Raw genomic sequence first — 21977 nt, 5'->3', positions numbered from 1 at the left:
TGAGTTACTTTCTGTAGGCGGCAGGACCAGCAGGGTTCCTCGATGCGACGATCGCGAGGAGCAGGAAGATCGCGACACCTGCCGCGACGCCGGCACCTCCGAACGGTAGCGATTCGGGAAGGAGGCCACTGCTCCCTCCTTGAGAGCGATTCAGTAACTTCTGCTCGCGAGCTTCAAGCTCGGCTCGCCGCTTCTGCTGTCGTTCGAGAATCGCTTTCAGGTTCGAGACGTTCGCGGTCTCGTAGTGGACCTCCTTGATGACGGTCTTGTTCACCTTCTCACCGTCGGAGTTGGTGATGTCCTCGATGGTGAACTGACCGTCCAGTTTGGTAACGCCCGAGTCGGAGATCAGGTACTGCGGGCCGGGTAGCTCACTACCGTTGTACGTTTTCCCGGCCTCGAACGCACCGCTCGGCGGGTTGCCGTCTGAGGCCAGGATGCCCTTGGTCGTGTGGTGACCGTGGGTGATGTTCCAGTACCCGACCTGCGACATGTTCTCGGGCATAGAGACGCCTTTCATGTTTGCGAGGCGCACCGCAGCCCACGACTGGAAGTCACCTTCGGCAGCGAAGTTGCGGGCAACTGTCGAAGCACCGACGGCCTGCGACCAGGTGAGATCACCAGACTCGACTTTCGAGTAGGTCTGATCGATCCAGGTCTTGACCTCGGCCTTCGTCTGTTGGCGCTGCTGGCGCATCTTCTCCAGGACCTGACGCCACTCCCAGGAGGTCGGTGACTCGATAGTCCTGTTGACCATCAGCGTCACGTTCCCGGTTTCACTGACCAGGCCATACTGATTGATGCGGTAAGCATCAGCAGTACTGCCGTTAGACAGTGATACGCTTTCAGTGGCCTCAATGGTGGTAGATTTACGGGTTTCGCCGTCTGGACGGAGACGACCAACGTAGTCAATTGCCAGGCTCTCGTTGGTCTCTTTTTTATCGTAGTCGTCCCAGGACAGGATCATCTTGTTCCAGTCAGCGACGAAGTTCGTCACCTGGGCGCTGTAGAACTCGTCGACGGTCTCGTTGGCCTCGACCTGGGCAGCGGCCTGCGAAGTACCGTTATCGAGCGCACGGCCGTACGCAGCGAGGGCGTCGTTGCGGGCCTGCATCGGCAGGCCCTGAAGCCCGTTGTTCCACCATTTCAGCTCGTCGCGGGCGTGCTGTGCAGCAGTAGCTGCGGCGGTCTTGATTTCACTGCGAGCCTGGGCTTTGTCGACATCTTTGAGAGCACCTGTGTCAGTTGACCCGTGAAGAAGGTCACAGCCAGGCAGCAGGTCACCATCAAAGTCCTTGTTGTTCCCGAGACCGAGCGCTTCAGCGGTTTCACCGCCTGCAGTGATCGCGAGCCCTGCCGTCAGGTCGACAGACCCGCAGTTGTGGGATGCGGCCGCTGTACCGACTGGACTCAGGCCAGCCGAGGACAGGACCAGGAGCGCCAGGGAGATCGAGGCGACTCGCCGGGCTGACTCTCTCATCGGATGGCAACACCCCAACCGATCAGCGAGAGCATCCAGGCGAAGATCCCACCAGCTGCACCAGCAGAGGAAATCGTGTTACTCACGATCGGGACGAACTGCTGGCCCAAGATCACGCCGCCAGAGATCGCGATCAACGCCTGTTCGCCTTTGGCGTAGTTCTCCCACTGGCGGGTTTCGGACGACATGAACGCGACGAAGTAGGCAGCGGCACTGACAGCGGTCGCGTGCAGCGGGGTCATGGTGTAGTTCAGCCAGAGGAACTTCGGCGCTGCGAGGCCGCCGAACTGGAACAGCGACGACAGTGCGAACAGCAGCGAGAGCAGTGCCGGAATGGTTCGGAGTTGGGCGCGATCACCGACGATCTGCATGACGCTCTTGCGTGCCGTCGCCATCAGTCATCACCCTGGAAGCGGAACGAACGCGGGTTGTACGTGACCTCTTCGCCGTCGCCGTCGGTGAACGACTCCTCGTCTTCGCTTTTCGCGTACATGATCTGCGAGCCGACGACGCAGCCACTCACCAACTGGTCGCGCAGCGTCTGGTTGAGGTAGACCGGTTCGCCGTCGATCAGCAGAAGGCCGTAGTCACCGACCCACGGCTTGAAGCCGGTGATCTGGCCGATGTAGTGGTCGCCGGGTTCGAGGTCGATACCTTCCGAATTGTCGTTGTCAACAGTCGGTTCTTCGAACGAGTCGAGGTCCGCAGGGGCATCATCTGTAGCCATGCGCTAGAATAAACTAGATGTAGGTGTTTTAAACGGGATTTGAGCCTCGGTGAAAGTAGTCCAGTCTAGCGATTTTGGGGGGGTGTATATGGCTGATATATTGGAAATATATTTGTCGATTGGCTGAGCAGTACAACGAGTGTACCAGTTCAGCCCTGATGAGATCGACCAAAGCCGTGCCCACCACCAAGCAGTGAAGCAAGACGCTGAAGATGTGGATGTTAAGCGAATCGGGAATCTCGGCGAGATCGCCTTCGAGCAGTTCTGCCGTGAGTATCTGCCGACGGAGATGTGGGAGTGGGAGAACGAGGAAGCGATGCGGCGGTGTAATCCCGAGAGTTACTCGGGACACGACTTCGAGATCTTCGGCTACGAGGTCGACGTGAAGACCTCCCGTGACGTGTCGGCCTTCCACCCGAAGGCACTGATCGAGAAGGATGCCGACGACGATATTATCGTCATGGTATGGCACCGAGATCGAGAGGACAGTCTAATTCTACTCGGGTGGGAGCGGGTTGAAACGCTCAAATCGAAGGTCGAGACGGAGAACCAGTATTCCGGAGACTCACCCGAGAAGTTGGAACACCTCGCGACGCGACCGATGAACGATCTACTCAATCTGGGACCGAACACGGCTCACATGAACCAGACGCCGGAGAATCCGTTTCAGCCAGGAGATCGAGTCGAGAAGCGAGAAGATGATGATGCTTCAGTCGCGGTCGTCGTCGAGGTACTGCCGCCGGAGACCCAGGTCGAACTGTACGGCCAGGAACTCGACGGTGAGGGTGTCCGGGTTGCATTCCCCAGCTCACTCGACGAAGGACCTGGAGACTGGCGAGACATCGATCCGGCACTTCTCTCGTCGTACTGTGACGACCAGGACATCAAACTATACACGTACAAGCACGAGAACCTGCGATTTGCAGAGAATCCGTACACCGTCGGTGATTACGTCATCAAATCATCTCACGACGATCCCGATACCGCAGTTGTCGTCGAGGTCGCTGATGGGAGTGGTGAAGTCAGTGTCGTATACAAAGGACAGCTCGATAGGCAGATCGAGCCGAGCAATCTCGGAATACACTGTAAAGAAGAGAGTATTTCGACATATAGCTACTCTATTGACGAAATCGAATTTACAGAATTAGACTAACCGGTTCAAATGTAGGAGATGGCTTCATTTGTTGCGGTTTATCCTTTTTCTGGATCTATTATCGTCCAAATGCATTTTGTACTCTGGAGTGAACCGATCTTTCAGTGCATCAGGGTCAGCAATGTCAGGGATCGGACCCCAAAGCTTTGCCCTGAACAAAAGCAGAAACAGAACACCCCCAAGAAACATTGGCACATATCTAATGCCGTTGAAATATAGAGAAGCAGACATTAGCAGAAAAGCGATCCATCCAGTTATCTTTTGAAGTCCAGCAGGGAGAAAAAATATAATTCGCGGTACTTTCCAAATAGACATTAGACCAAACACATCAAACAACTGTTCATAAGCTATTTCCAAACGGTGTTTTGGTAAGGGTGGGTCAATATCTAGTGGGACTTCACCTTTGGAGGAATTGTAGAGAAATTTGCGGCTTAGATTGTCAACATATCCCAGCATTTCTATTAAATAACCATTTTGAGGAACGCGGCAAAGAACAATTGGGATTCTATCTGGCTTCACATTAAGAATAATTGCAAGGGTATGTTGTAATTGGATAGACCCCTGCTTAGGCCTATAAACAGGCCCATCTGGACCATATACAGCTCGGGCAATTCCATGCCCTTGAATGGCTCCAAGAAATGACACGATAGCTAGAATACTCAGAATATCTAGGCGAGACAGGGACATAAATCCAATAGTAGGTAGAAAGTCAATCGCTGGATCTTGTGGATTTGAAAGAAGATAGCCAAATACGATAGAAGGGACATAGAAAACCCCGTACGAAAGTTGTCCAAATGCGCTACCAGATGTTGTCATTCTATACAATCTGTATGAGCGGATTGTTCTTGAAACTATAGCGTTGGGAATACAGAGATACCTTTCTAAGCATCATCTGATCAAGTTAGGCCCATACGTCCGTGATCGGTGGATCATTTTCTTTGTGTATCTCCGCAGTATCATAATCAGAATTAATGAATTCTTCCACAGCTTCAAGATTGCAAGACTGATCGGCTACTTCGCCACTCGGGATGTCCCAGTATGCATACGCTCCAATATAGTCGACAACACACCGAAAAGAGGCTTCATCAGGGAGCGTAGAGCGGACTGTTGGATTTTCTACGTCGGAGATCGCCCGATCAATTGCGGCATCCAGGTCGTCGAGATTGTCCCACCGGAGTCGAGCGAGATCGTCACGGATAGAAGTCTCGCAGGCAGCTCGTACCGAGTCGAGCGAACACCACCGGACTGCTTCACGAACGTCGGGTTCTTCCAAGTGGTCGTTCGGGTCGATTCCCTTCGTGATCGACTCGGAGCAGGACCAGAACCGGCGGTTAGTGGCCCAGTAGAGCGCCAGTTTCCACGTCGCGGCTTTGTCGGCGTAGCTGTCGCGTTCGTCGTCGTCTTTCTCGAATGACTCGGTGGCGTCGAGCAACGAGCCGAACGTGGCGCTGAGGTACTTGCCGAGGTACGCGCCGGCTGTTGACTCCATCGCGTTAGTGTCGTCGTTGAACTCGATCAGCTCGTGTGCGCGGGTTCGATCGCGTACCCACTCTTCGCCGTGATCGTGGTCACCGAAGCGGTACCAGTCGACGAAGCCTTCGTCGCTCTGGAAGTCGGGGTCGAGGTCGTCCAGGTCGTCGCGATAGACGAGCGGGTACATGTCGACGATCTCGCCCTGGCCGTAGTCGGCCCACTTCTTGGCCACTTCGGCTTTGTCGCAGAGCCAGGGGAGCCCATCAGATTCGCGGGTTGGTACGTCGAAAAACAGCACGTGCAGGTGCGGATAACCCTTTTCGGTAAACTCCAGGGCCTTGATATAGTCCGGGCGGCAGCGAGGACGTCCGGTAACGTCGCTATTGAGTTCGGATCGCCAGCCAGGAACGTCGGAATCCCGGGTGTCTGCTTTCGTCGAAGGGTCGGAGTCGAAGTAGGAGAGCAGCCGGTTGAAGTTCTCGTTGATCGAGTCGATCCCGTCGAGCAGGGACGACTGGCGTTTCGGGTCGGTGGTGAAGGTAGCTAAAACTGCGTTGTCGGCGTGTTCGTAGGCGTATTCGAGGGCGTCATTGAAACGGGCGAACTGCTTGGAAATACGGCCGGAGTCGTTGAAACGGGTTTTGTAGCTCTTGGTCATCCGGCGGGTGGTCTCGCCGCCGGTGCGTCCGACCATGTGAACGTCGAACAGCAGCCGGTAGTCTTTGATCCGGTTCAGGTAGGATGTAAAACTCTCCACGAGCATTTCGCGGTGGCTCTCCTGGATGGAATCGACACGTGCGAGGTAGTTGCGGACGAATTGGCGATCATAGGTCACCTCGTCTGAGCCGGCGGTTGTTTGAGTAATGCCTTCTGAAATCAAGTCAAGAAGGCGCAAAGTCGGCGTGACCATGAGAGCCCCTGAAGACCGGGATTTCCGCACGTAGGGGTCTTCCGGGGCTACGAGATCGTCGACGAACCGGTAGGCAAACTGGTAATCTGCGTCGGAGCCTTCGACACGCTCGCAGGCATCTGGGGACACTCCTTTGACTGCGTAGGAAACGACGTGAGAGAGCGGCGTACCCTCTGGTTTCGACGCGATGAACTTCGCTATCCGTACGCGGTCTTCGTCGCGTGATGTGAGGGTTCCGTCGATCAGTGGACCGTGGCCGAGGAGATCGCGGTCGTCGAGGAGGTCCGCTAAGACGGGAGTGTTACATCTGTCCGCGAGATCGAGCGGAGACAGATACCCCGGCTCGTCGACGACACTCATTCCGCAGACTGAACCTGTCGATCGTCACTGCCCAGTTCGGGAGCCTGTTCGAGCGCCGGGATCGCGTAGCAGTCGGCGCACTCGGTGTCCTGGGTCCGAGACTCATCGACGTGATTGATACAAGGTTCGTGGCAGACGTGACAGCGATACCAGCGGTACTGCGTGAAGTCCGTCACGCCTGATCACCATCCTCGACGCGCTCGATGGCGTGGCGTACCTCCTGGTCGGTCGCGCCGTCATCGACGAGCTGGGACGCACGGACAAACCTGACCGGCCAGGGAACGTCGTCGGCTTCGATCACGCCGAACCACCTCGGCGCTCAGATCCGACAATGGAAATCGACAGCAGGCAGCGGGGGCCGTTCAGGTGCTGAACGAACTTCGAAATCCGAGAGCGAACGGTAAATCCTCTTTCTGTCGAATATCGCCCGGAAAAACGCTCAGACGGACTTCTGGATAGAAGTCCTAAACCGACGGTTTCGGGACGGGCACGATGGGATTTGAACCCACGGCCGTCGGATTAGAAGTCCGACGCTCTTTCCAGACTGAGCTACGTGCCCTCGCGCCGACGTAAAACGTTCTCCAGCAAAAAGAATCGGGTTTCCGTTAGCAGAGCGGGGCGGTTCACAGACCGTTGAGTGTTCAAATACGCATCCGACGAGCGGCGTGAGTCGGTTCACTCCGCACGAGGCTCTCGAGCCGAGTGCGGAGCGAGTTTTTAGTCCAGGTTTTTACGATCCGGGTTCCCGCAACGCGCCTCCGGCGCGTGAGGAAACCCGGTGACGTAAAAAAGTGGAGTCCACAGCGCTTATGCGCGCTTCTCGACTACCGGGAGGCAATGACTGTAATCGGGACCGTCGGGCTCCCCGGCAGCGGCAAAGGCGAAGCGGCCGAAGTCGCACGGGACCTCGGCGTGCCAGTCGTGACGATGGGCGACGTCATCCGGCAGGAGTGCCGCGATCGGGGGCTCGATCCCGCGACCAGCCACGGGACGATCGCCCAGACGCTCCGCGAGGAGAACGGGCCGGCGGCCATCGCCGAGCGGTCGCTGCCGATGCTCGAATCCCGCCTCGAAGAGACCGACACCGTCCTCGTGGACGGCCTGCGGTCGGACGTGGAGCTCGACGCCTTCCGCGAGCGGTTCGGCGACGACTTCTTCCTCGTCAGCATCGAAGCGCCTTTCGAGGTCCGCGAAGAGCGCATCACCGACCGCGGCCGTGACGAGACCGGTGACGACGGCGAGAGCCTGAAAGAGCGCGACGAGCGCGAACTCGGCTTCGGAATGGGCGAGGTGATGGAGCGAGCGGACGTCACCATCGAGAACACGGACACGCTCGACGCGTTCCGCGAACAGATCCGGACGATCATCGAAGACGGTCCCCAGCAGTACCAGGAACAATGATCTACAGCGTCGACGTCCAGATCACGGCGCCCGTCAACGACACCGAAGTGACCGACCGCGTCGCGGACGCCATCCTGAACGTGTTCCCGAACGCGACCGTCGAGGAACAGCCGGGGGAACTCGTCGGCGAGACCCACAGTCTCGAGACGTTCTCCGAGCACCTCCACCGGCGTGAGATCCTCGACGCCGCCCGCAAGGTGTTCTTCGAGAACCGCCGCGGCGACACCTTCAGCTTCGACCTGAAGAAACAGCCGGCGTTCGAGGACACCGTCACGTTCGCCGTCGGGAACCCGAGCGAACTCGGCGACATCCACGTGCGCGTCCGCGTGAACGACCCCTCGGTCGAGGCGTACGTCGACCACATCGCCCCGCCGACCGAGGAAGGCAAGCCGGTTCGCCCCGACGACCAGGAATGACCACCGCGATCTTTTTCGAACTCGACGGGACGCTTCTCCAGCGCACAGCCGACAGCCGGCCGCTCCGAACCGTCTTCGAGACTGAACTCGACGCGGTCGAGCAGGCCTGGCTCGACCACTACGACGAGCAGGTCGAGACGTACTTCGGCGACCTCGTCGACAACCCGCGCGAGCGGGCACTGGCCGACGTGTGTGAAGCGTTCGACCTGGACGCCGACCCGACGCGGCTGACCGCGACGCTAACCGAGGAATTGCTCGCGACGACGACCGTGAGCGACGACGCACGCACAAGCCTCCGGAAGCTGGCCGCGAACAACGACCTGGGGGTCCTGACCGACGGCCCCCGGGACTGGGTCGACCGGCAACTCGCCCATCACGACCTGACCGAGCAGTTCGACGCCGTCGTCGCGTCCTACGAGGCCGGCACCCACAAACCGGACGGCGCGCCCTTCGAGCTGGCCCGCGAGCGCCTGCCCGCCGACGAGTACGTGCTCGTCGGCGACGACTACGAGCGAGACGTCGAGGGCGCTCGCGCGGCGGGGTTCGTCCCCGTGCGGTTCGAGCGGGAGGGGCCGGACTTCTGGCAGACGCTCAACGCCCTAGTCTAGACCGCTGACGAAGATCGCGAGCCACTGCCCGAGGTCCTGCTGGCTGGTCACTTCGACGCTCGTCACCCACTTGACCCACTGGAAGCCGCGGCGCCCGGGCGCGACCAGCCGGAGCGGGAACCCGTGGCCGTGGGCGAGCCTGTCACCGTCGACGTGCGTCGCCAGCAGGGCATGCCGAGCCTCCTCGATGGGGAGACTCCATCGATAGCCGGTGACCGACCGGAAGCGGACCCAGCGGCCGTCGTCCGTCGGCCCCGCCTTCTCGAGCAGGTCGCCCACCCGGACGCCCTGCCAGTCGTGGTCGGAGTACCAGCCGCTCGTGCAGTCGAGGACTGCCCGCTGTTCGTCGCCGGGCGAGAGGTCAGCGTCCGTCAACCGCAGGTCCCGCTCGACGCGGCCGGTGACGGTGAGCGTCCAGTCGCTGGGATCGATCGGGTCGGGATCGTCCGCGACCCAACTCGTGACGGGGAAGTCGTTGCCCGCGCCGCTTCCGTCGGCCTTCGAGCCGGTGAACCGCCGATCCGCGCCCGCCAGTCCGAGCGCCGACGAGCCGACCGACTGCAGGCGCCAGGCCAGCGCACCGCCCGCCAGGAGGGCAGTGTACTGGAGCGCGGTTCGCCGACTCGCAGATTCCTTCGAGGGCAGCCGGAATCGGCGACGGAGATGCCACAGGAGCACGGGGACGACGAGCAGTCCGAGGCCCATGTGGATCATCAGGAGCGGCCAGGCAGCGACGCGAACCGGACCGGTGACTGCCCAGCCGACGCCGGAGACGAGTGCTGCGACGGCGAGCGTGCCGAGCAGGATCGACACCGGCGTTCCGCCGTCCCACAGCGTGCGGTCGGTCACGCGAACGCGGACGCGTCGGAACTTCCAGGCGAGCAGAACGACGAGCGAGAAGCCGGCGACTGCGTGGAGGTCGAACAGCCACGCCCCGGCCGGTCGACCGACGGTGAGGCTCACGATCCCCGACGACACCTCGAAACAGACCACGACCAGGATGGCGAAATCGACGAGCCGCGGTGGCGGTTCCAGCCGGGGCAACAGTCCCGGTCCCATAGCTTGGCGAAGGGGCTGCGTGTGCTTGATTGGCACGGTCGGCCCAGTGCCAACTAGCCGTAGGTTCGCTGCGTCATCACGGTCCCGTTAGCGGCCCTGATCGTGACGGTGTCACCGGCGTTGTTCCAGACCGGCCGGGCACTGCCCCAGTAGTATTCTCCGCTCGTGTCCGTCCCAGCGCCCGTTCGGAGGGTCAGCGCCGTATCCGGAGGCAGTTCGGTGCCGTCGGAGAAGGTGTAGGTCGCTCCCGACTCGTCGCTGATCGACCAGCCCGAGAGATCGAGGGTGGACTCACCCCGGTTCGCGAGGACCACGTACTCGTCGGCGAGGTTCTCGCGGTCGTCACCGTCCGCGTCGGCGTGGATCTCGGCGACGACGAGTCCACCGTCGCCACCGTCAGCGGCGACGCTGGGATCGTCGGCACAGGTCCAGACGCCAGTGCCGTTGGCCTGCGCGCGCCGTTCGGCGGCGTAGAACCGGTCTGACTTCGAGAACGTGCTGTCGTACACGCGGGCACGGCCGCTGGCGACGAGTCGGTAGTTGACGTTCGTGCCTTCGTGTGAAACGTAAGCGAGGAGGCGGCCGTAGTAGCCGCGGGCGTCGGCGATTCCGTCGGTGCTGATCCGAACCGTCTCGCCGAGGAGGCGACGGGTCATGAACCGCGTCGCGTCGTGGCCGGCCTCGCGGAGGCAGGCGCGTCCCGCGTCGGTCTCGGGGACGCCCTCGAACTCGTCGGGGCTGGTCGCGCTCTGCGTTTCGGGCGTGTCGACCCCGAGCAGCCGGACCGTATCGAGCGTCCCGTTCGAGAAGCGCACTTTGATGGTGTCGCCGTCGACGACCGACGTGACGGTGACGACGTGTGTCTCGCCGAGGACCGCCGACGTGGTCGCCGGCTCGTCGCTCGGGACGAAACCAGTACACCCGCTCAGGACGACCAGCGCAGCGATAGCGACGACCGATCCGCGAACCATACACGGCATGTGCACCCGGGCTACTTCAGAACCCGGGCCGCGATCACCGCTCGAGAGCGCGGACTGAAGCATAGAAGCGATGACACACCCCAAACGATAGAACCACGCCGAGCCACAGACCCACCAACCGATGTTGGCACCCGTCACGATCCGCGAGGTCATGAACCCGACCGTCGAGACCATCCCTCCCGATCTCCCGGTGATCGAGGCGGCACAGCTGCTGTACGAGGAGGACATCGGCTCGGTGGTCGTCGTCCGCGACGGCAACCCGGTCGGCATCCTCACCGAATCGGACGTGGTTCGGCTGCTCGCCCGGCAGAAGGACGCGACCTCGCTGACGGCCGCCGAATGCATGTCGGCGCCGCCCATCACCGTCGGGGTCGACGACGCGCTCGAACTCGCCGTCGAGCAGTTCCGCGAGTACAACGTGAAGAAACTGCCCGTCATGGACGGCGACGAGCTGGCCGGCATCGTGACGACGACCGATCTCTCGTACTATCTGCCACATCTCACCCGGAAAGCGACCGAGCGGCCGCCGCCGACCGACGCGACCGCGGGACGGCGCAACCGGACCCGAGTCGACACGGCCTACGAGAACGAGGCGTGGTCCTTCGAGAGCTTCGGCGAGCGCGAAACCCACATCGACCTGGGTGACGTGGTGAAGTTCTCGAAGACGCTCTCGGCGGACGACGTCCAGGCGTTCGCCGACGCCAGCGGCGACACCAACCGCCTCCACCTCGACGCCGAGTACGCGGCGGGCACGCGCTTTGGCCACCCCATCGTCCACGGGACGCTCGTCGCCGGCACGATCAGCGCCGCGCTCGCTCGCCTGCCCGGCCTCATCGTCTACCTCTCCCAGGAAGTGAGCTATCTCGGTCCCGTCGACGTCGGTGACCGCGTCACCGCCGTCTGCGAAGTCGTCGAAGACCTCGGCAACGACCGCTATCGGCTCACCACCGCCGTCACCCGCGAGGACGGTCAACAGGTCATCGACGGCGAAGCCGTCGTCCTCGCCGACGACATCCCCGACACCGCCTGAGAACGAGCGGAAGACTTACCCGCCGTTTTCGCGACGGTCCCAACAGACGATGGCAGTGTCCCCGCCAGCGGTCCTTGCCCTGGTCCTCCCGATAGCCCTGGGAGCGCTCTGGCTGTCGATGGCCGTCAGTCTGGCCTCCTGGGTGGCCGCCGACGCCGCAGCGCGCGGGAGTGCCCAGCCCAGAACGTGGGCAGTTGCCGCGGTGTTCACGCCCATCGGCCTCCCGTACTACCTCTACAAGCGCCGACAACTCAGCCCGCGATCTCGGCCACCGACCCACCGTGAGCGCTGGGCGGCGACCTGGGCGAGTGCGGGGGTGGTCTCGTTTCTCATCGGCGCACTGGTTAGCCCACCAGATCCGTCCACGCAGATACTCACTTGGACGGGACTGTTCCCGATCTGCCTCCTGCTTGCGTACCTGACAATCGTTCACAACGGCCGATAGCTGCGGAACAAACCCTATGTCCGTTTGCCGACATTTGTAATGAACAACCATGCGAGACCCTGTCACACCTATCAGATACAAAGAATTAAGGTGGTGTCCATCCCTTATACAGTTATAATGTATTGCCCCCGTTGTGGCTCGCGGATGGCACTGAACGACGAGACCACGAAGCTGAACGAGTACACGTGCGAGGTCTGCCACGCGACCGAGATCGAGAAGAAACAGCCAGTGGCCGGCCACGCCCTCTAAGCGACCGGGAGTTCACGTCTCAGTTTTCAGGCCCGCGCGATTGCACGGGCGACCCTCACATCGGCACCAGCAACAGCACCAGCGCCACGGCGATGAACACGACCTTCAGGGCCGTGTTGACGAGGATCACCTTCGAGCCGAACTCCGCGCCCCAGATCCCGTACTGGAAGGGGATCGAACGCTTGAACGTCGAGACGGCGAAGGAGACGATCCCGCCGACGAGCATCGTCGCGACGGCCTGCCGGGCGGTGAACGTCCCGTTCTCGACGAAGGGAGCGATGAAGATGGCGCCGTTCGTGGTGTCGATGGCGAACACGGCGATCGTCGGCACTGCGGCACTGGGCAAGCCGAGTGCACTCGTCAGCGGTTCGACGGCGCCGGCGACGTCGGGGAGCGAGAGCGCGCTCGCGATCTGCTCGTAACGGTCGACCAGAATCACGACGACGAGATAGACGCCCAGCAGGCGCGGGACGATCTCCCTGATCTTCGAGACGGTTTCCTCGCCCGCCGCTCGGAGTTTCGCTGACCGACTCTGGCGTTCCCCGCCGTCGGGCTGGCCGCCCGACGAGGTCCCACTCGCGGGACCGCCGTCAGTCAGTTCCGGGTCCGCCGCATCGTGATCGACCGTGGTGTCGACGTTGGTCTCCGAGAGCAACAGCGCCCCGGCAGCGACGCCGGTCAGGGTGATCGCCAGCGCGATGAGCGCCCGGGCACCGACGTACAGCAGCCCGACCTGCAGCCCGAGGATCGGGATGAGGACGGGCGCGTAGAACGTGAAGATGTGCTGGGCGAACCCGAAGAACGTGTTCATCGTGACGGCGACGAGCGTCGCCCGGTCGTCCAGCAGGCCGGACTCACGATACTCGGCGAGCATCCCGTAGCCGGCGGTCGGCGAGGCCGTCGTCGCCAGGATCGCCGTCCCGACCTCCGACGGGAGGTTCGCGGGGCGCGTGAGCGGTTTGGCGAGCGCCGTCACGTACTCGACGGCGCCGAACTGGATGGCGACGTTGGCCAGGCCGACGCCGACGCCGAGGAAGACGGTGATCTTCGCCACCCGAAAGAGGACGTCAACGAGCAGCGTCTCGACCGGCGTGGCCATGTCTGTCCCCGCTACGGACCTGGCCGGGAAAGCCTTGACTATCGGCGCTGACACGTCCGGCGGGTGGTGGTCACACCAGCAGTCCGACGACCAGCACGAGCACGACGACGCCTAGGACGTCACACACGTTGGTGACGACGGGGACGACGACGTCGTCAGGATCGAGCCCGAACCGGTAGGCGGCGTACGTCGTCACAAACGTGACCACGACGGCCAACACGGCGAGGATCGCACCGCTCGTGAACGCGACGACGACGACGGTGCCGAACGGGAGCGTCGTCCCGCCGACGATGGCCTGCAGCACCCACGCGCCAGCGCCGACGACCGGGAACAGCGTGAGTGCCAGCCCGATCGTCGCCAGCGCGTTCCCCAGCAGGAACTCGTCGTCCGGTTCGAAGGAGAGAAGACCGAGGTGAAACACCGTCGAGAGCCGCGCTGCGAGGATGCTGCCGAGGTTGCCCGCGGTCCCGATCGTGACGGGCACCAGCACGAGCAACGTCGGGTATCGCAGGAGCGACGCCTGGAAGCTCCCGAGGACGAGCCCGCTGCCGATCTCGACGAGCGTGAGAACGAGCAACACCGGCAGCCCTGCGCGCATGATCGCCCTGACAGTCCAGTCCGTGGGCATCAGGTTCCTCCCAGCCGTAGGACGACGCGCACCGCGAGCAACAGGAAGGCGATACCGAAGACGTCACCGGCCGTCGTGACGATGGGGCCGACGAGCGTGTCCGGATTGTACCCGCGTCGGTAGCCCGCGAACACGACGCCGACGACGATCAGCGACAGGGTGATCCCCGACAGCAGGCCCGCCAGGACCGCGATGGAGACGAGCGTCACCAGCGGCGCGTGCTGGGACCCCAGCCCGACGAGGATGACGTAGGCGACGACGGCGGCGAACGTACTCGCGATCAACCCGTTCGCGATGGCGGCTGCGACCGCTCGCTGGAGGCGGTCGTCGTCGGTCCGCAGCCGTGGCTCGACTAACCCCTGGTGGAGCGCCGTCGCGATGCGCGCCCCGAGCGACCCGTAGACGTTCCCGCGGGTCGCCAGGAGTGCAGGAACGAGCACCAGCAGACCGGGCACGGCGCGGAACTCGCCGCGCATCCCGCCGAGGACGACCCCCGCGATGAGACCGCCGACGAGACTGGCACTGAGCGCGGGAAGTCCCTCCCGGTAGGCCTCCGTGGCCACCTCGCGGACGGTCATGTGGCCGGTGCAACGACCCCGGGGACCAAAAAACGCCCGCGACAGCCCACGGGTGTCGTTCTCACCCTCGATTCCCAGTGTATTGGAATTGCTGCACAATATTATATAGGGTGACATCGAAGTAATAGGTGTGAGAGGATCATGACTGGATACGCAATCGTGCTGGCGTCGAACGAGCTCGCACGCGTACAGGCGGTAGGCACGATCGGCTCGGTGGCGGCCGCATCCGACGTCCCCGTCGAGGTGTTCGTGACGATGGACGGCCTGCTCGCGTTCGACAAGGAGGTCGTCGAGACTGGCGACTTCGACGTCGGACCCGTCGGGCAGGCGATGCTCGAATCCGAGGACGCGGACGTCCCGCTGTTCACCGAGCAGTTCCAGCAGGCCCAGGAGATCGGCCCGCTGAACCTGTACGCCTGCGAGATGGCGATGGACCTGCTCGACACGACGCTCGACGACTACGTCGACGTCTTCGAGGAGAAACTCGGCGTCGCCGGGTTCCTCAACCGAGCCCAGGACAAGCAGGTCGTCTTCGTCTGAAGAACAGCCACGAGCGAACACACCACACACAGGAGAGAGACAAATGAGCGAATCAAACTACGACCCCGACGTGACGATCGACTCCCGCGGTTCGACCTGCCCCGGTCCGCTAATGGACCTCATCGGCAAGGTCAAGGAAGTCGACGCAGGCACCGTGATCGAACTCCAGACGTCCGACAGCGGCTCGAAGGGCGACGTGCCCGAGTGGATCGACGAAGCCGGCCACGAGATGCTCGAGACCGTCGACAACGGCGACTACTGGAGCATGTACGTCAAGACGACGTGACCGGTCGCGCCGTCGCCCCACCCGCGCATCGTACCGGATCACCACACCATTCACCAGGACAATGACACAAACTATCGCAATCGTCGGCGGGGGGACGGGCGGCACCGTGCTCGCCAACCGTCTGGCCGACGAACTGAAACCGGAACTCGAATCCGGGGACGTAGAGGTCGTGCTCCTCTCTGACGGAGAGGATCACGTTTACAAGCCGACCTTCCTCTACGTTCCCTTCGGCAAGAAGACGGTCGACGACGCCAGGCGGCCCCTCGCCGACCTCGTCGACAGACGCATCGACGTCCGCAACGACCGCGTCGAGGAGATCGACACCGACGGCAAGCGGCTCACGCTCCGCGACGGCCGGCCCATGCGCTACGACTACCTCGTGCTCGGTCTGGGCGCCCAGCTCGTGCCGGACGAGTTGGACGGCCTCGCCGAGGGCGGGCACCACTTCTACGGTCCGGAGGGTGCCGAGCGCCTCCGCGACGAACTCGCCGACTTCACCGAGGGCCACCTCGTGCTGTCGGTCATCGGGACCCCGCACATGTGTCCCGCCGCACCCGTCGAGTTCGTCCTCATGGCCGACGCCTGGTTCCGCGAGCGGGGCCTGCGCGACGACGTCGAGATCACCTACACCTATCCGATCCAGCGCGCCCACGCGATCCAGAACATCGCCGACTGGGCCAGCGCGGAGTTCGAGGAACGCGACATCAACCTGGAGACGTTCTTCAACGCCGACGAAGTCGATCCCGACGAGGGCGTCCTCCACTCGATGGAAGGGAAGGAACTCGACTACGACCTGCTGGTCGGCATCCCGCCCCACCACGGCAGCGACCTGGTGATCGACGCCGGGCTCTCCGAGGACGGCTGGGTCGACGTGGACAAACACACGCTCGAAGCCACCGAAGCCGAGGACGTCTACGCCATCGGCGACGTCGCGGACGTGCCGACGAGCAAGGCCGGCAGCGTCGCCCACTACGAGGCCGGCGCCGTCGCCGACCGCCTGGCCAGCCAGGTCCGGGGCCAGACCCCGACCGCGACCTACCAGGGCAAGACCATCTGCTTCATCGAAGCAGGCATGGACGAGGCGACGTTCGTGGACTTCGAGTACGGCACCCAGCCCACGGTACGGGAACCCTCGAAACCCGTCCACTGGGCGAAACTCGGCTACAACGAGTCCTACTGGCTCACCGCCCGGGGACTCCTGTGAGGTGTTAGTATGTCCGAATCAGACACAGACGAGACGACCGGAAACGGCGAGACAGCCCCCGAAGAGTCCGACGACGCGGACCTCCCGCCGGACGTCAAGGAGGCCATCGCCGACAACCCCGAGGAGGTCGCGCGCTTCCTCGACCACCTCGGCGAGGTGAACGACCTGCTGGACGGGACCGCCGTCGCCACCTCGGCGATGGACGACGAGATGGTCACCTCGCTCGCGGGCACCGCGAACAACCTCGGGGCCGCCGCCGACGGCATGGCGACGCCCGAACTGGCGAACCTCGGGGAAGCCGCCGGCGAGAACGCGGACGACCTCGCCGACGCCATCGAGACGCTCGCGCGACTCCAACGCTCGGGCACGCTCGACGACGTGCTGGCGCTGACCGACACGCTCTCGCTCGTCACGGCCGCGATGGACGACGAGATGGTGATGAACCTCACCGCGACGGGCAGCCGCCTGGGCGAACTCGCCGACACGGCCGCCGACGACGACGTCGCCGGCGGCCTGGAGTCGATGCTCACCGCCGTCGGCGAGGCCAGCGAGCAATCGGGCGAGACGCCAGGCCTGGTCGGCATGGCCAACGCACTGCGCGACCCCGACACCAAGCGCGGCCTGGGCTTCCTGCTCGCGCTCGCCCAGGCGCTCGGCGCCGAGATCGACGATGAATCGTAACCGCACCGGCCCGCGCTCGCCGCCCGTGGTGAGCACAGGGCTGCTGCGTGCAGTCGAAAAGAAAAGCGGACTCTGTTCTATTGGGCGTCGGGACTAGTCTTGTCCGCTATGCGCCGCATAGTGGGTGCGCGAGCGATAGCGTAGACGATCCCCAGGATGGCGCCGTACGCGAGGTGGAAGACGAGCGACGTCGCCGCCAGGTTCGGGACCGGCACGTCCGGGACGCCGACCGCACCGAGCCAGACCGGCATGAGGAACCCGGCCAGGGCGAACCAGATGACCGCACCGTACGCCAGTCCGAGGCCGACGATCCCTCGGGAACTCCTCGCGTAGCGGTTGAGCGGGGGACTGGTGACGATCGCGGCGAACACCAGCGCCAGGACCACGCTGTGGAAGATGTGTGCGATCCAGCCGGCCGTCGCGGTCGGCATGCCGTAGAGCGCACCGACCATCGGCATCATCTCTGCGAGGAACTGCATGAGCAAACCCATTACGAGCCCGGCGAGGAGCCCACCGGTAAACGCCGCCGACCAGCGACCAGTTGTCGTGTATTTCTGAACTCTCCGTTGTGTCGTCGATTGTGCCATCGAGAATCTCCTACGTGAACTGATGCTAGTCCCAGACATAGCCGTTCTCACCGCTTACACACCGATCTTCGTCCGTTGCTGGACTGACGCGCGCCCGATACTGTCTCGTGGTACCGTCCGACAGTGCGTCGAAAGACTCACGCATTCGGACGCGAATGCACCCACAACTGGATGAGCAAGCCCCACGTCCTGTTGACTAACGACGACGGTATCGACGCGCCCGGTCTGGCGGCACTCTACGAGGAACTCACCGGTGCGGCCGAGGTGACGGTCGTCGCGCCGATGGACAACCAGAGCGGCACCGGCCGAACCCGCACCCACCGGACCGCCCGCGAAGAGCATCCGTGGGGGTACGCCATCGACGGCACCCCGGCCGACTGCGTGGCCTACGGCCTCCGCGGCCTCGACGGGGACGTCGACCTCGTGGTGTCGGGCTGTAACCACGGCCCCAACGCCGGCAACTACGTCGTCGGCCGCTCGGGGACCGTCGGCGCCTGCATCGAGGCCGCCTTCCTCGATACGCCCGGCATCGCCATCTCGGCGTATCACAACCGGGATTTCTTCGTCCACCCGCCCGAGGAGTACGACTTCGGGCGGCCGGCACGCGTCACCCGCGAACTCCTCGTTCGGTCGCTCTCCGGAGACATCTTCGACACGGTCGACATGCTCAACGTCAACGCCCCCGTCGACGTTCCGGAGTCTGACATGCGACTGACCGAGCCTCATCACGACTACGACATCCACGTCGAACACGACGTCACCGACCGCGACGAGGTCGACCTCGGGAAACCACGCGACGGCGACATCGCCATCCGGGACGTGGTCTGGCCCAACACAATCGGCTGGGAGAACCCGTTCCCCGCCGACGACGAGGTCCGCGAGCGCTACCCGGTGGGCACGGATCGGCGAGCGCTCATCGAGGGCGAAGTGTCGGTCTCGCCGCTGACCGCCCCGGCCGCTGCAGTGGAAACGGCGGCCGTCGAGGAACTCGTCGCCGGGTTCAACGACAGCGAAGCGGCCCGCGAGCGTGCGACCGAGGAAGGCCTCTGAGGGTGACCGTATAAACGCCTTGAGTGCGCCAGTCGTGACGTTAACTGGCTGGTTCCGTACGTACGACCATGGCACTTCCGAGCAACGTCGGCGGCGCCGACCGCAAGCTCCGAGCCATCGTCGGAGTGGTCCTGGCCGTGGTCGCAGTCAGAGCACTGGAACGAGGGCAGGGCACGCGCGGGACGGTCATCTGGTTCGCAGCCGTCCCCATCCTGTTTACGGTGTTCACGAGGTACTGCCCGCTGAACGAACTCCTCGGACGAGACACCTGCCAGCGAGCAGCGCCCGACACCTCGACGGAAACGCTCCGGAAAAAAGTGCCACCGTAGCGGCGACCCCTGACCCGATCGCTGCTGAACAGTTTTGACACTCGGTAGCATCTGTCAGGACATGTTCGGAGAGTCGTGGCCCGACGAACCGACCGAGCCGTTCCCGGAGTACCGGAACGCGTTCGCGGAGTACGCCGACCCGTATCCGGAGTATCGGGACCCGTTTCCGGAGTACGGTGAGTCCGGACGCCCGGACCAACCGGACGAGCGCACCGAGGACACGGCCGACACGGCTGTCCCGCCCGGGATACAGACCGCGATGTTCGCGCTCCTCGGCGTCGTTCGGATCGGCCTGTTCGCGCTCGCACTCGGCCCGATGCTGATGTTCCTGCGCGGTGACTGGTTCTACGGACAGCTCATCACCGGCATCGGCGTCGTCGCCTGTACGTACGCCGCACACCGATACCTGGTGTATCGGGACCTCCTCAGAGACCTGTGAGAACGCGTATTGTTCCAGGCTGCCGGAGGGGTGAAATCTAAGGGAGAGAACGTGTAACGACGACCCATGGGACTCGACAAGAACGTCGGGGGTATCGACCGCATCGGCCGTGCACTGCTCGCAGCCGTCCTGACCGTCGTCGCGGTCACGGCACTCCGAAAGGGGAAACGTTCGACCGGCCTCGTCGCGGGCGTCGCCGCGCTCGGGTTCGGCTTCAACGCGACCGTGTGCTTCTGTGGCCTGAACGAGGCACTCGGCATCGACACGACGAGCGACGAGTAAGCAGACAGCACTGCTGATTTTTCGAGAAATTATCGCTTGGGCCGTTCCAATCGCGTCCCGTCGCGGGGACAGTAGTCGTAGGCGTCGTTGCGCGTCTGGAACCCGCACGTCGGACAAGTCCGAAGCCGCTCCTCGCGCGACGCTTGCTCTGACCGACGAAACAGAAACGGGACGAACGGCAGGAACAGGAAGAACGCAAAGGTGTCGAAGTACCACCAGAGTACGACGCTCAGCAGCACACTACCGACGAGTCCCGCGATTGCAGTGGCCGTCCGAGAGCTGACCATACGTTCCGTAGCCGTTCGAACGCGAAAAGGGGCTGGGAATCAAAGGTGGAAGATTGCGGTCGCGTTCTGTGGACACCAAACGGGGTTAGCATCCGCGCGCCTGCGGCGCGCGGTTCACCGGACGCGAGTGAAACGAGCGTCCGGCAGTTTTTAGTCCAGGTTTTTACGAGGCGGGTTCCCGCAATGCGCCGGAGGCGCGTGAGGAAACCCGTCGACGTAAAAAAGTGGTTTAGAAGGGACCGGGACCGCCGGGGCCGCCGCCCATGCCGCCCATACCGCCGCCGCCCTGGCCGCCCATCTGTTTCATCATCCGTTCCATGTCGGCGTCGCCCATGCCCTGGAACTGGTTGAGCGTCTTCGACATCATCTTGTGCTGTTCGAGCAGTTCCTGGACGCGCTCCTCGGAGGTGCCCGAGCCGTGGGCGATCCGTTTGACCTGGCTCGCGCCGATCGAGCGGGGCTGTTCAAGTTCCTTCTCGGTCATCGAGTCCATGATGACCTCGAACTCGCGCATGCGGTCTTTGGTGACGTCCATGGCGTCGTCCGGGAGCTGGTCCATCAGTCCGCCGCCCATACCGGGGATCATGTCCATCACCTGGTCGAGCGGCCCCATCTTGTCCATCGCGGACATCTGATGGCGCATGTCCTTGAGGGTGAACTCGCCCTCCAGCATGTTCTCGGGGTCCCAGTCCTCGTCTTCGGCCTGGGTTTCCTCCATCGCGCGCTCGACGCGCTCGGTGAGCTGTTTGAGGTCGCCCATCCCGAGCAGGCGGGAGATGAAGCCCGAGGGCTCGAACCGCTCGATGTCCTGGACGGTCTCACCGGTCCCGAGGAAGGCGATCGACGAGTCCGTCTCGTTGACGGCGGCGAGCGCACCGCCACCTTTCGCCGTCCCGTCGAGCTTCGTGATGGCGACGCCGTCGATCCCGATGGACTCCTCGAACTCCTGGGCCTGTTCCTTCGCGGACTGCCCCATCGCGGCGTCGATGACGAGCAGGTTCCGGTCGGGGTTGACGGCGTCGTCGATGCGCTCGATCTGGTCGATGAGTTCCTGGTTCAGGCCGTCCCGCCCCGCGGTGTCCACGATGCGGATGTCGGCGTCGGCGGTCGCCTCGAGCCCCTCTTCGGCGATGGTGACGGGGTCGTTCTCGTCGGGATCACCGTAGAAGTCCACCTCGGCGTTCTCGGCCATCTGCTTGGACTGGTCGTACGCACCGGGACGGTCCGTGTCGGTCTGGATGACCGCCGGGCGCAGCCCTTTCTTCGAGAACCACCAGGCCATCTTGGCGGCGGTGGTCGTCTTCCCCGACCCGTACAGGCCGGCGAGCATGATGGTCTGGGGTTCGAGGGGGAGTTCGGTCGACTCGCCGATGAGGTCGACCATCTCCTCGTAGACGACGCGCAGCACCCAGTCGCGGGCGGACGTGCTGCTCGGCGGTTCCTCTTCCAGCGCCCGCGTCTTGATGGAGTCTGACAGGTCCATCACCAGGCTGGTGTCGACGTCGGCCTGGAGCAGCGAGCGCTGAATCTCCTTGACGACGTTGTCGATGTCGTCTTCGCTGATGCGGGACTTCCCACGGAGGTCGTTCAGCGTCCCCCGGAGCGAACTCCCCAAATTGTCGAGTACCATAGTTAGTTACCAGTAGTAGGTCCCTCAGCAGGTAAAGACTTTTTCCAGTCCATCTTTTTCCCGCTC

At 63.1% G+C, this 21977-nt stretch carries 29 protein-coding genes and 1 tRNA gene; 14 read left to right on the top strand and 16 right to left on the bottom strand.

Annotated features, from left to right (window positions below; translation table 11 throughout):
- Positions 1-4 precede the first annotated feature (4 nt).
- From MU553_RS05095 to MU553_RS05085, 3 genes are read right to left on the bottom strand one after another with little or no spacing between them, the layout of a single operon-like run.
- Positions 5-1480 carry an Env/VP5 family phage fusion protein gene (locus tag MU553_RS05095; protein WP_247376421.1) on the bottom strand — a complete coding sequence of 492 codons (1476 nt, stop codon included), beginning with the start codon at positions 1478-1480 and terminating at the stop codon, positions 5-7.
- Positions 1477-1875: a DUF8023 family protein gene (locus MU553_RS05090; protein ID WP_247376419.1), complete on the bottom strand. Its 399-nt coding sequence runs from the start codon at positions 1873-1875 to the stop codon at positions 1477-1479. The genes MU553_RS05095 and MU553_RS05090 overlap by 4 nt, the downstream gene beginning before the upstream one ends.
- Positions 1875-2207, bottom strand: a complete 333-nt coding sequence (locus MU553_RS05085; protein ID WP_247376417.1) for a hypothetical protein — start codon at positions 2205-2207, stop codon at positions 1875-1877. The genes MU553_RS05090 and MU553_RS05085 overlap by 1 nt, the downstream gene beginning before the upstream one ends.
- Positions 2208-2346: 139 nt before the next feature.
- Between MU553_RS05085 and MU553_RS05080 the strand changes: the two genes are divergently transcribed.
- A complete protein-coding gene (locus tag MU553_RS05080; RefSeq protein WP_247376415.1) occupies positions 2347-3360 on the top strand; it encodes a DUF7961 domain-containing protein in 1014 nt (337 codons plus the stop codon).
- A 24-nt stretch (positions 3361-3384) separates the two neighbouring features.
- Here MU553_RS05080 and MU553_RS05075 read toward each other — a convergent pair whose 3' ends face one another.
- From MU553_RS05075 to MU553_RS05060, 5 genes are all read right to left on the bottom strand, one after another.
- Positions 3385-4176, bottom strand: a complete 792-nt coding sequence (locus tag MU553_RS05075; RefSeq protein WP_247376413.1) for a hypothetical protein — start codon at positions 4174-4176, stop codon at positions 3385-3387.
- A gap of 85 nt (positions 4177-4261) precedes the next feature.
- Positions 4262-6103 carry a DUF8148 domain-containing protein gene (locus MU553_RS05070; RefSeq protein ID WP_247376411.1) on the bottom strand — a complete coding sequence of 614 codons (1842 nt, stop codon included), beginning with the start codon at positions 6101-6103 and terminating at the stop codon, positions 4262-4264.
- Positions 6100-6279 carry a hypothetical protein gene (locus MU553_RS05065; RefSeq protein ID WP_247376409.1) on the bottom strand — a complete coding sequence of 60 codons (180 nt, stop codon included), beginning with the start codon at positions 6277-6279 and terminating at the stop codon, positions 6100-6102. The genes MU553_RS05070 and MU553_RS05065 overlap by 4 nt, the downstream gene beginning before the upstream one ends.
- Entirely contained in the window at positions 6276-6404 is a 129-nt protein-coding gene (locus tag MU553_RS23530; RefSeq protein ID WP_282594185.1) for a hypothetical protein, read from the bottom strand. The genes MU553_RS05065 and MU553_RS23530 overlap by 4 nt, the downstream gene beginning before the upstream one ends.
- 183 nt (positions 6405-6587) lie before the next feature.
- Positions 6588-6662: transfer RNA gene (locus MU553_RS05060), tRNA-Arg, on the bottom strand.
- Between the two features lie 278 nt (positions 6663-6940).
- On the opposite strand from MU553_RS05060, the gene MU553_RS05055 reads away from it, so the two are divergent.
- Genes MU553_RS05055 through MU553_RS05045 form a run of 3 tightly spaced genes read left to right on the top strand, consistent with a single transcriptional unit; the run spans position 6941 to position 8528 of the window.
- Positions 6941-7504 carry an AAA family ATPase gene (locus MU553_RS05055; protein ID WP_247376407.1) on the top strand — a complete coding sequence of 188 codons (564 nt, stop codon included), beginning with the start codon at positions 6941-6943 and terminating at the stop codon, positions 7502-7504.
- Complete coding sequence (locus MU553_RS05050; RefSeq protein ID WP_247376405.1) at positions 7501-7920, top strand: coaE operon protein; 420 nt, start codon at positions 7501-7503, stop codon at positions 7918-7920. Before MU553_RS05055 ends, MU553_RS05050 begins: the two co-directional genes overlap by 4 nt.
- Positions 7917-8528: an HAD family hydrolase gene (locus MU553_RS05045; protein WP_247376403.1), complete on the top strand. Its 612-nt coding sequence runs from the start codon at positions 7917-7919 to the stop codon at positions 8526-8528. Before MU553_RS05050 ends, MU553_RS05045 begins: the two co-directional genes overlap by 4 nt.
- On the opposite strand, the gene MU553_RS05040 is transcribed toward MU553_RS05045, so the two are convergent.
- The gene (locus MU553_RS05040) at positions 8520-9587 is read right to left on the bottom strand and encodes a molybdopterin-dependent oxidoreductase (protein ID WP_247376401.1); all 1068 of its coding nucleotides are present in this window, start codon (positions 9585-9587) and stop codon (positions 8520-8522) included. The two genes, MU553_RS05045 and MU553_RS05040, sit on opposite strands and share 9 nt — an antisense overlap.
- Before the next feature lie 53 nt (positions 9588-9640).
- On the bottom strand, positions 9641-10558 hold the full coding sequence (locus MU553_RS05035; RefSeq protein WP_247376399.1) for a lamin tail domain-containing protein: 918 nt from the start codon (positions 10556-10558) through the stop codon (positions 9641-9643).
- A 130-nt stretch (positions 10559-10688) separates the two neighbouring features.
- Between MU553_RS05035 and MU553_RS05030 the strand changes: the two genes are divergently transcribed.
- On the top strand, positions 10689-11597 hold the full coding sequence (locus tag MU553_RS05030; protein WP_247376397.1) for a CBS domain-containing protein: 909 nt from the start codon (positions 10689-10691) through the stop codon (positions 11595-11597).
- A gap of 49 nt (positions 11598-11646) precedes the next feature.
- Positions 11647-12042: a hypothetical protein gene (locus tag MU553_RS05025; RefSeq protein WP_247376395.1), complete on the top strand. Its 396-nt coding sequence runs from the start codon at positions 11647-11649 to the stop codon at positions 12040-12042.
- A gap of 304 nt (positions 12043-12346) precedes the next feature.
- Here MU553_RS05025 and MU553_RS05020 read toward each other — a convergent pair whose 3' ends face one another.
- The 3 genes from MU553_RS05020 to MU553_RS05010 all read right to left on the bottom strand — a co-directional run bounded on the left by MU553_RS05020 (position 12347) and on the right by MU553_RS05010 (position 14596).
- Positions 12347-13390, bottom strand: a complete 1044-nt coding sequence (locus MU553_RS05020) for a nucleoside recognition protein (protein ID WP_247376393.1) — start codon at positions 13388-13390, stop codon at positions 12347-12349.
- Positions 13391-13460: 70 nt separating this feature from the next.
- On the bottom strand, positions 13461-14018 hold the full coding sequence (locus tag MU553_RS05015) for a magnesium transporter (protein ID WP_247376392.1): 558 nt from the start codon (positions 14016-14018) through the stop codon (positions 13461-13463).
- The gene (locus MU553_RS05010) at positions 14018-14596 is read right to left on the bottom strand and encodes a magnesium transporter (RefSeq protein WP_247376390.1); all 579 of its coding nucleotides are present in this window, start codon (positions 14594-14596) and stop codon (positions 14018-14020) included. The genes MU553_RS05015 and MU553_RS05010 overlap by 1 nt, the downstream gene beginning before the upstream one ends.
- Before the next feature lie 141 nt (positions 14597-14737).
- Between MU553_RS05010 and MU553_RS05005 the strand changes: the two genes are divergently transcribed.
- The 4 genes from MU553_RS05005 to MU553_RS04990 all read left to right on the top strand — a co-directional run bounded on the left by MU553_RS05005 (position 14738) and on the right by MU553_RS04990 (position 17307).
- Positions 14738-15136, top strand: coding sequence for a DsrE/DsrF/DrsH-like family protein (locus MU553_RS05005; RefSeq protein ID WP_247376389.1), 399 nt, complete (start codon positions 14738-14740; stop codon positions 15134-15136).
- Positions 15137-15179: 43 nt separating this feature from the next.
- The gene (locus tag MU553_RS05000; RefSeq protein ID WP_247376387.1) at positions 15180-15422 is read left to right on the top strand and encodes a sulfurtransferase TusA family protein; all 243 of its coding nucleotides are present in this window, start codon (positions 15180-15182) and stop codon (positions 15420-15422) included.
- Positions 15423-15483: 61 nt separating this feature from the next.
- Positions 15484-16626 (top strand): NAD(P)/FAD-dependent oxidoreductase, encoded by a 1143-nt coding sequence (locus tag MU553_RS04995; RefSeq protein WP_247376386.1) that lies wholly within the window; start codon positions 15484-15486, stop codon positions 16624-16626.
- A 9-nt stretch (positions 16627-16635) separates the two neighbouring features.
- Positions 16636-17307, top strand: coding sequence for a helical membrane plugin domain-containing protein (locus MU553_RS04990; RefSeq protein ID WP_247376384.1), 672 nt, complete (start codon positions 16636-16638; stop codon positions 17305-17307).
- Between the two features lie 77 nt (positions 17308-17384).
- Here the strand turns inward: MU553_RS04990 and MU553_RS04985 are convergent, their stop codons facing one another.
- Positions 17385-17894 carry a hypothetical protein gene (locus tag MU553_RS04985; protein ID WP_428222014.1) on the bottom strand — a complete coding sequence of 170 codons (510 nt, stop codon included), beginning with the start codon at positions 17892-17894 and terminating at the stop codon, positions 17385-17387.
- 171 nt (positions 17895-18065) lie between these two features.
- On the opposite strand from MU553_RS04985, the gene surE reads away from it, so the two are divergent.
- The 4 genes from surE to MU553_RS04965 all read left to right on the top strand — a co-directional run bounded on the left by surE (position 18066) and on the right by MU553_RS04965 (position 19994).
- A complete protein-coding gene (gene surE / locus MU553_RS04980; protein ID WP_247376381.1) occupies positions 18066-18944 on the top strand; it encodes a 5'/3'-nucleotidase SurE in 879 nt (292 codons plus the stop codon).
- Between the two features lie 68 nt (positions 18945-19012).
- Positions 19013-19273 carry a YgaP family membrane protein gene (locus MU553_RS04975; RefSeq protein ID WP_247376378.1) on the top strand — a complete coding sequence of 87 codons (261 nt, stop codon included), beginning with the start codon at positions 19013-19015 and terminating at the stop codon, positions 19271-19273.
- 61 nt (positions 19274-19334) lie between these two features.
- Entirely contained in the window at positions 19335-19712 is a 378-nt protein-coding gene (locus MU553_RS04970) for a DUF7322 domain-containing protein (protein ID WP_247376377.1), read from the top strand.
- A 66-nt stretch (positions 19713-19778) separates the two neighbouring features.
- A complete protein-coding gene (locus tag MU553_RS04965) occupies positions 19779-19994 on the top strand; it encodes a YgaP family membrane protein (RefSeq protein WP_247376375.1) in 216 nt (71 codons plus the stop codon).
- Positions 19995-20023: 29 nt separating this feature from the next.
- Here MU553_RS04965 and MU553_RS04960 read toward each other — a convergent pair whose 3' ends face one another.
- Together MU553_RS04960 and MU553_RS04955 are read right to left on the bottom strand one after the other, a co-directional pair.
- Positions 20024-20281, bottom strand: a complete 258-nt coding sequence (locus MU553_RS04960) for a hypothetical protein (protein WP_247376372.1) — start codon at positions 20279-20281, stop codon at positions 20024-20026.
- A gap of 229 nt (positions 20282-20510) precedes the next feature.
- Positions 20511-21911, bottom strand: a complete 1401-nt coding sequence (locus tag MU553_RS04955) for a signal recognition particle protein Srp54 (RefSeq protein WP_247376371.1) — start codon at positions 21909-21911, stop codon at positions 20511-20513.
- Positions 21912-21977 lie beyond the last annotated feature (66 nt).

It is taken from the genome of Halorientalis brevis (genome assembly GCF_023077655.1).
The sequence above is the reverse complement of the archived record's forward strand: the minus strand, read 5'-3'. Positions and strand labels throughout refer to the sequence as shown.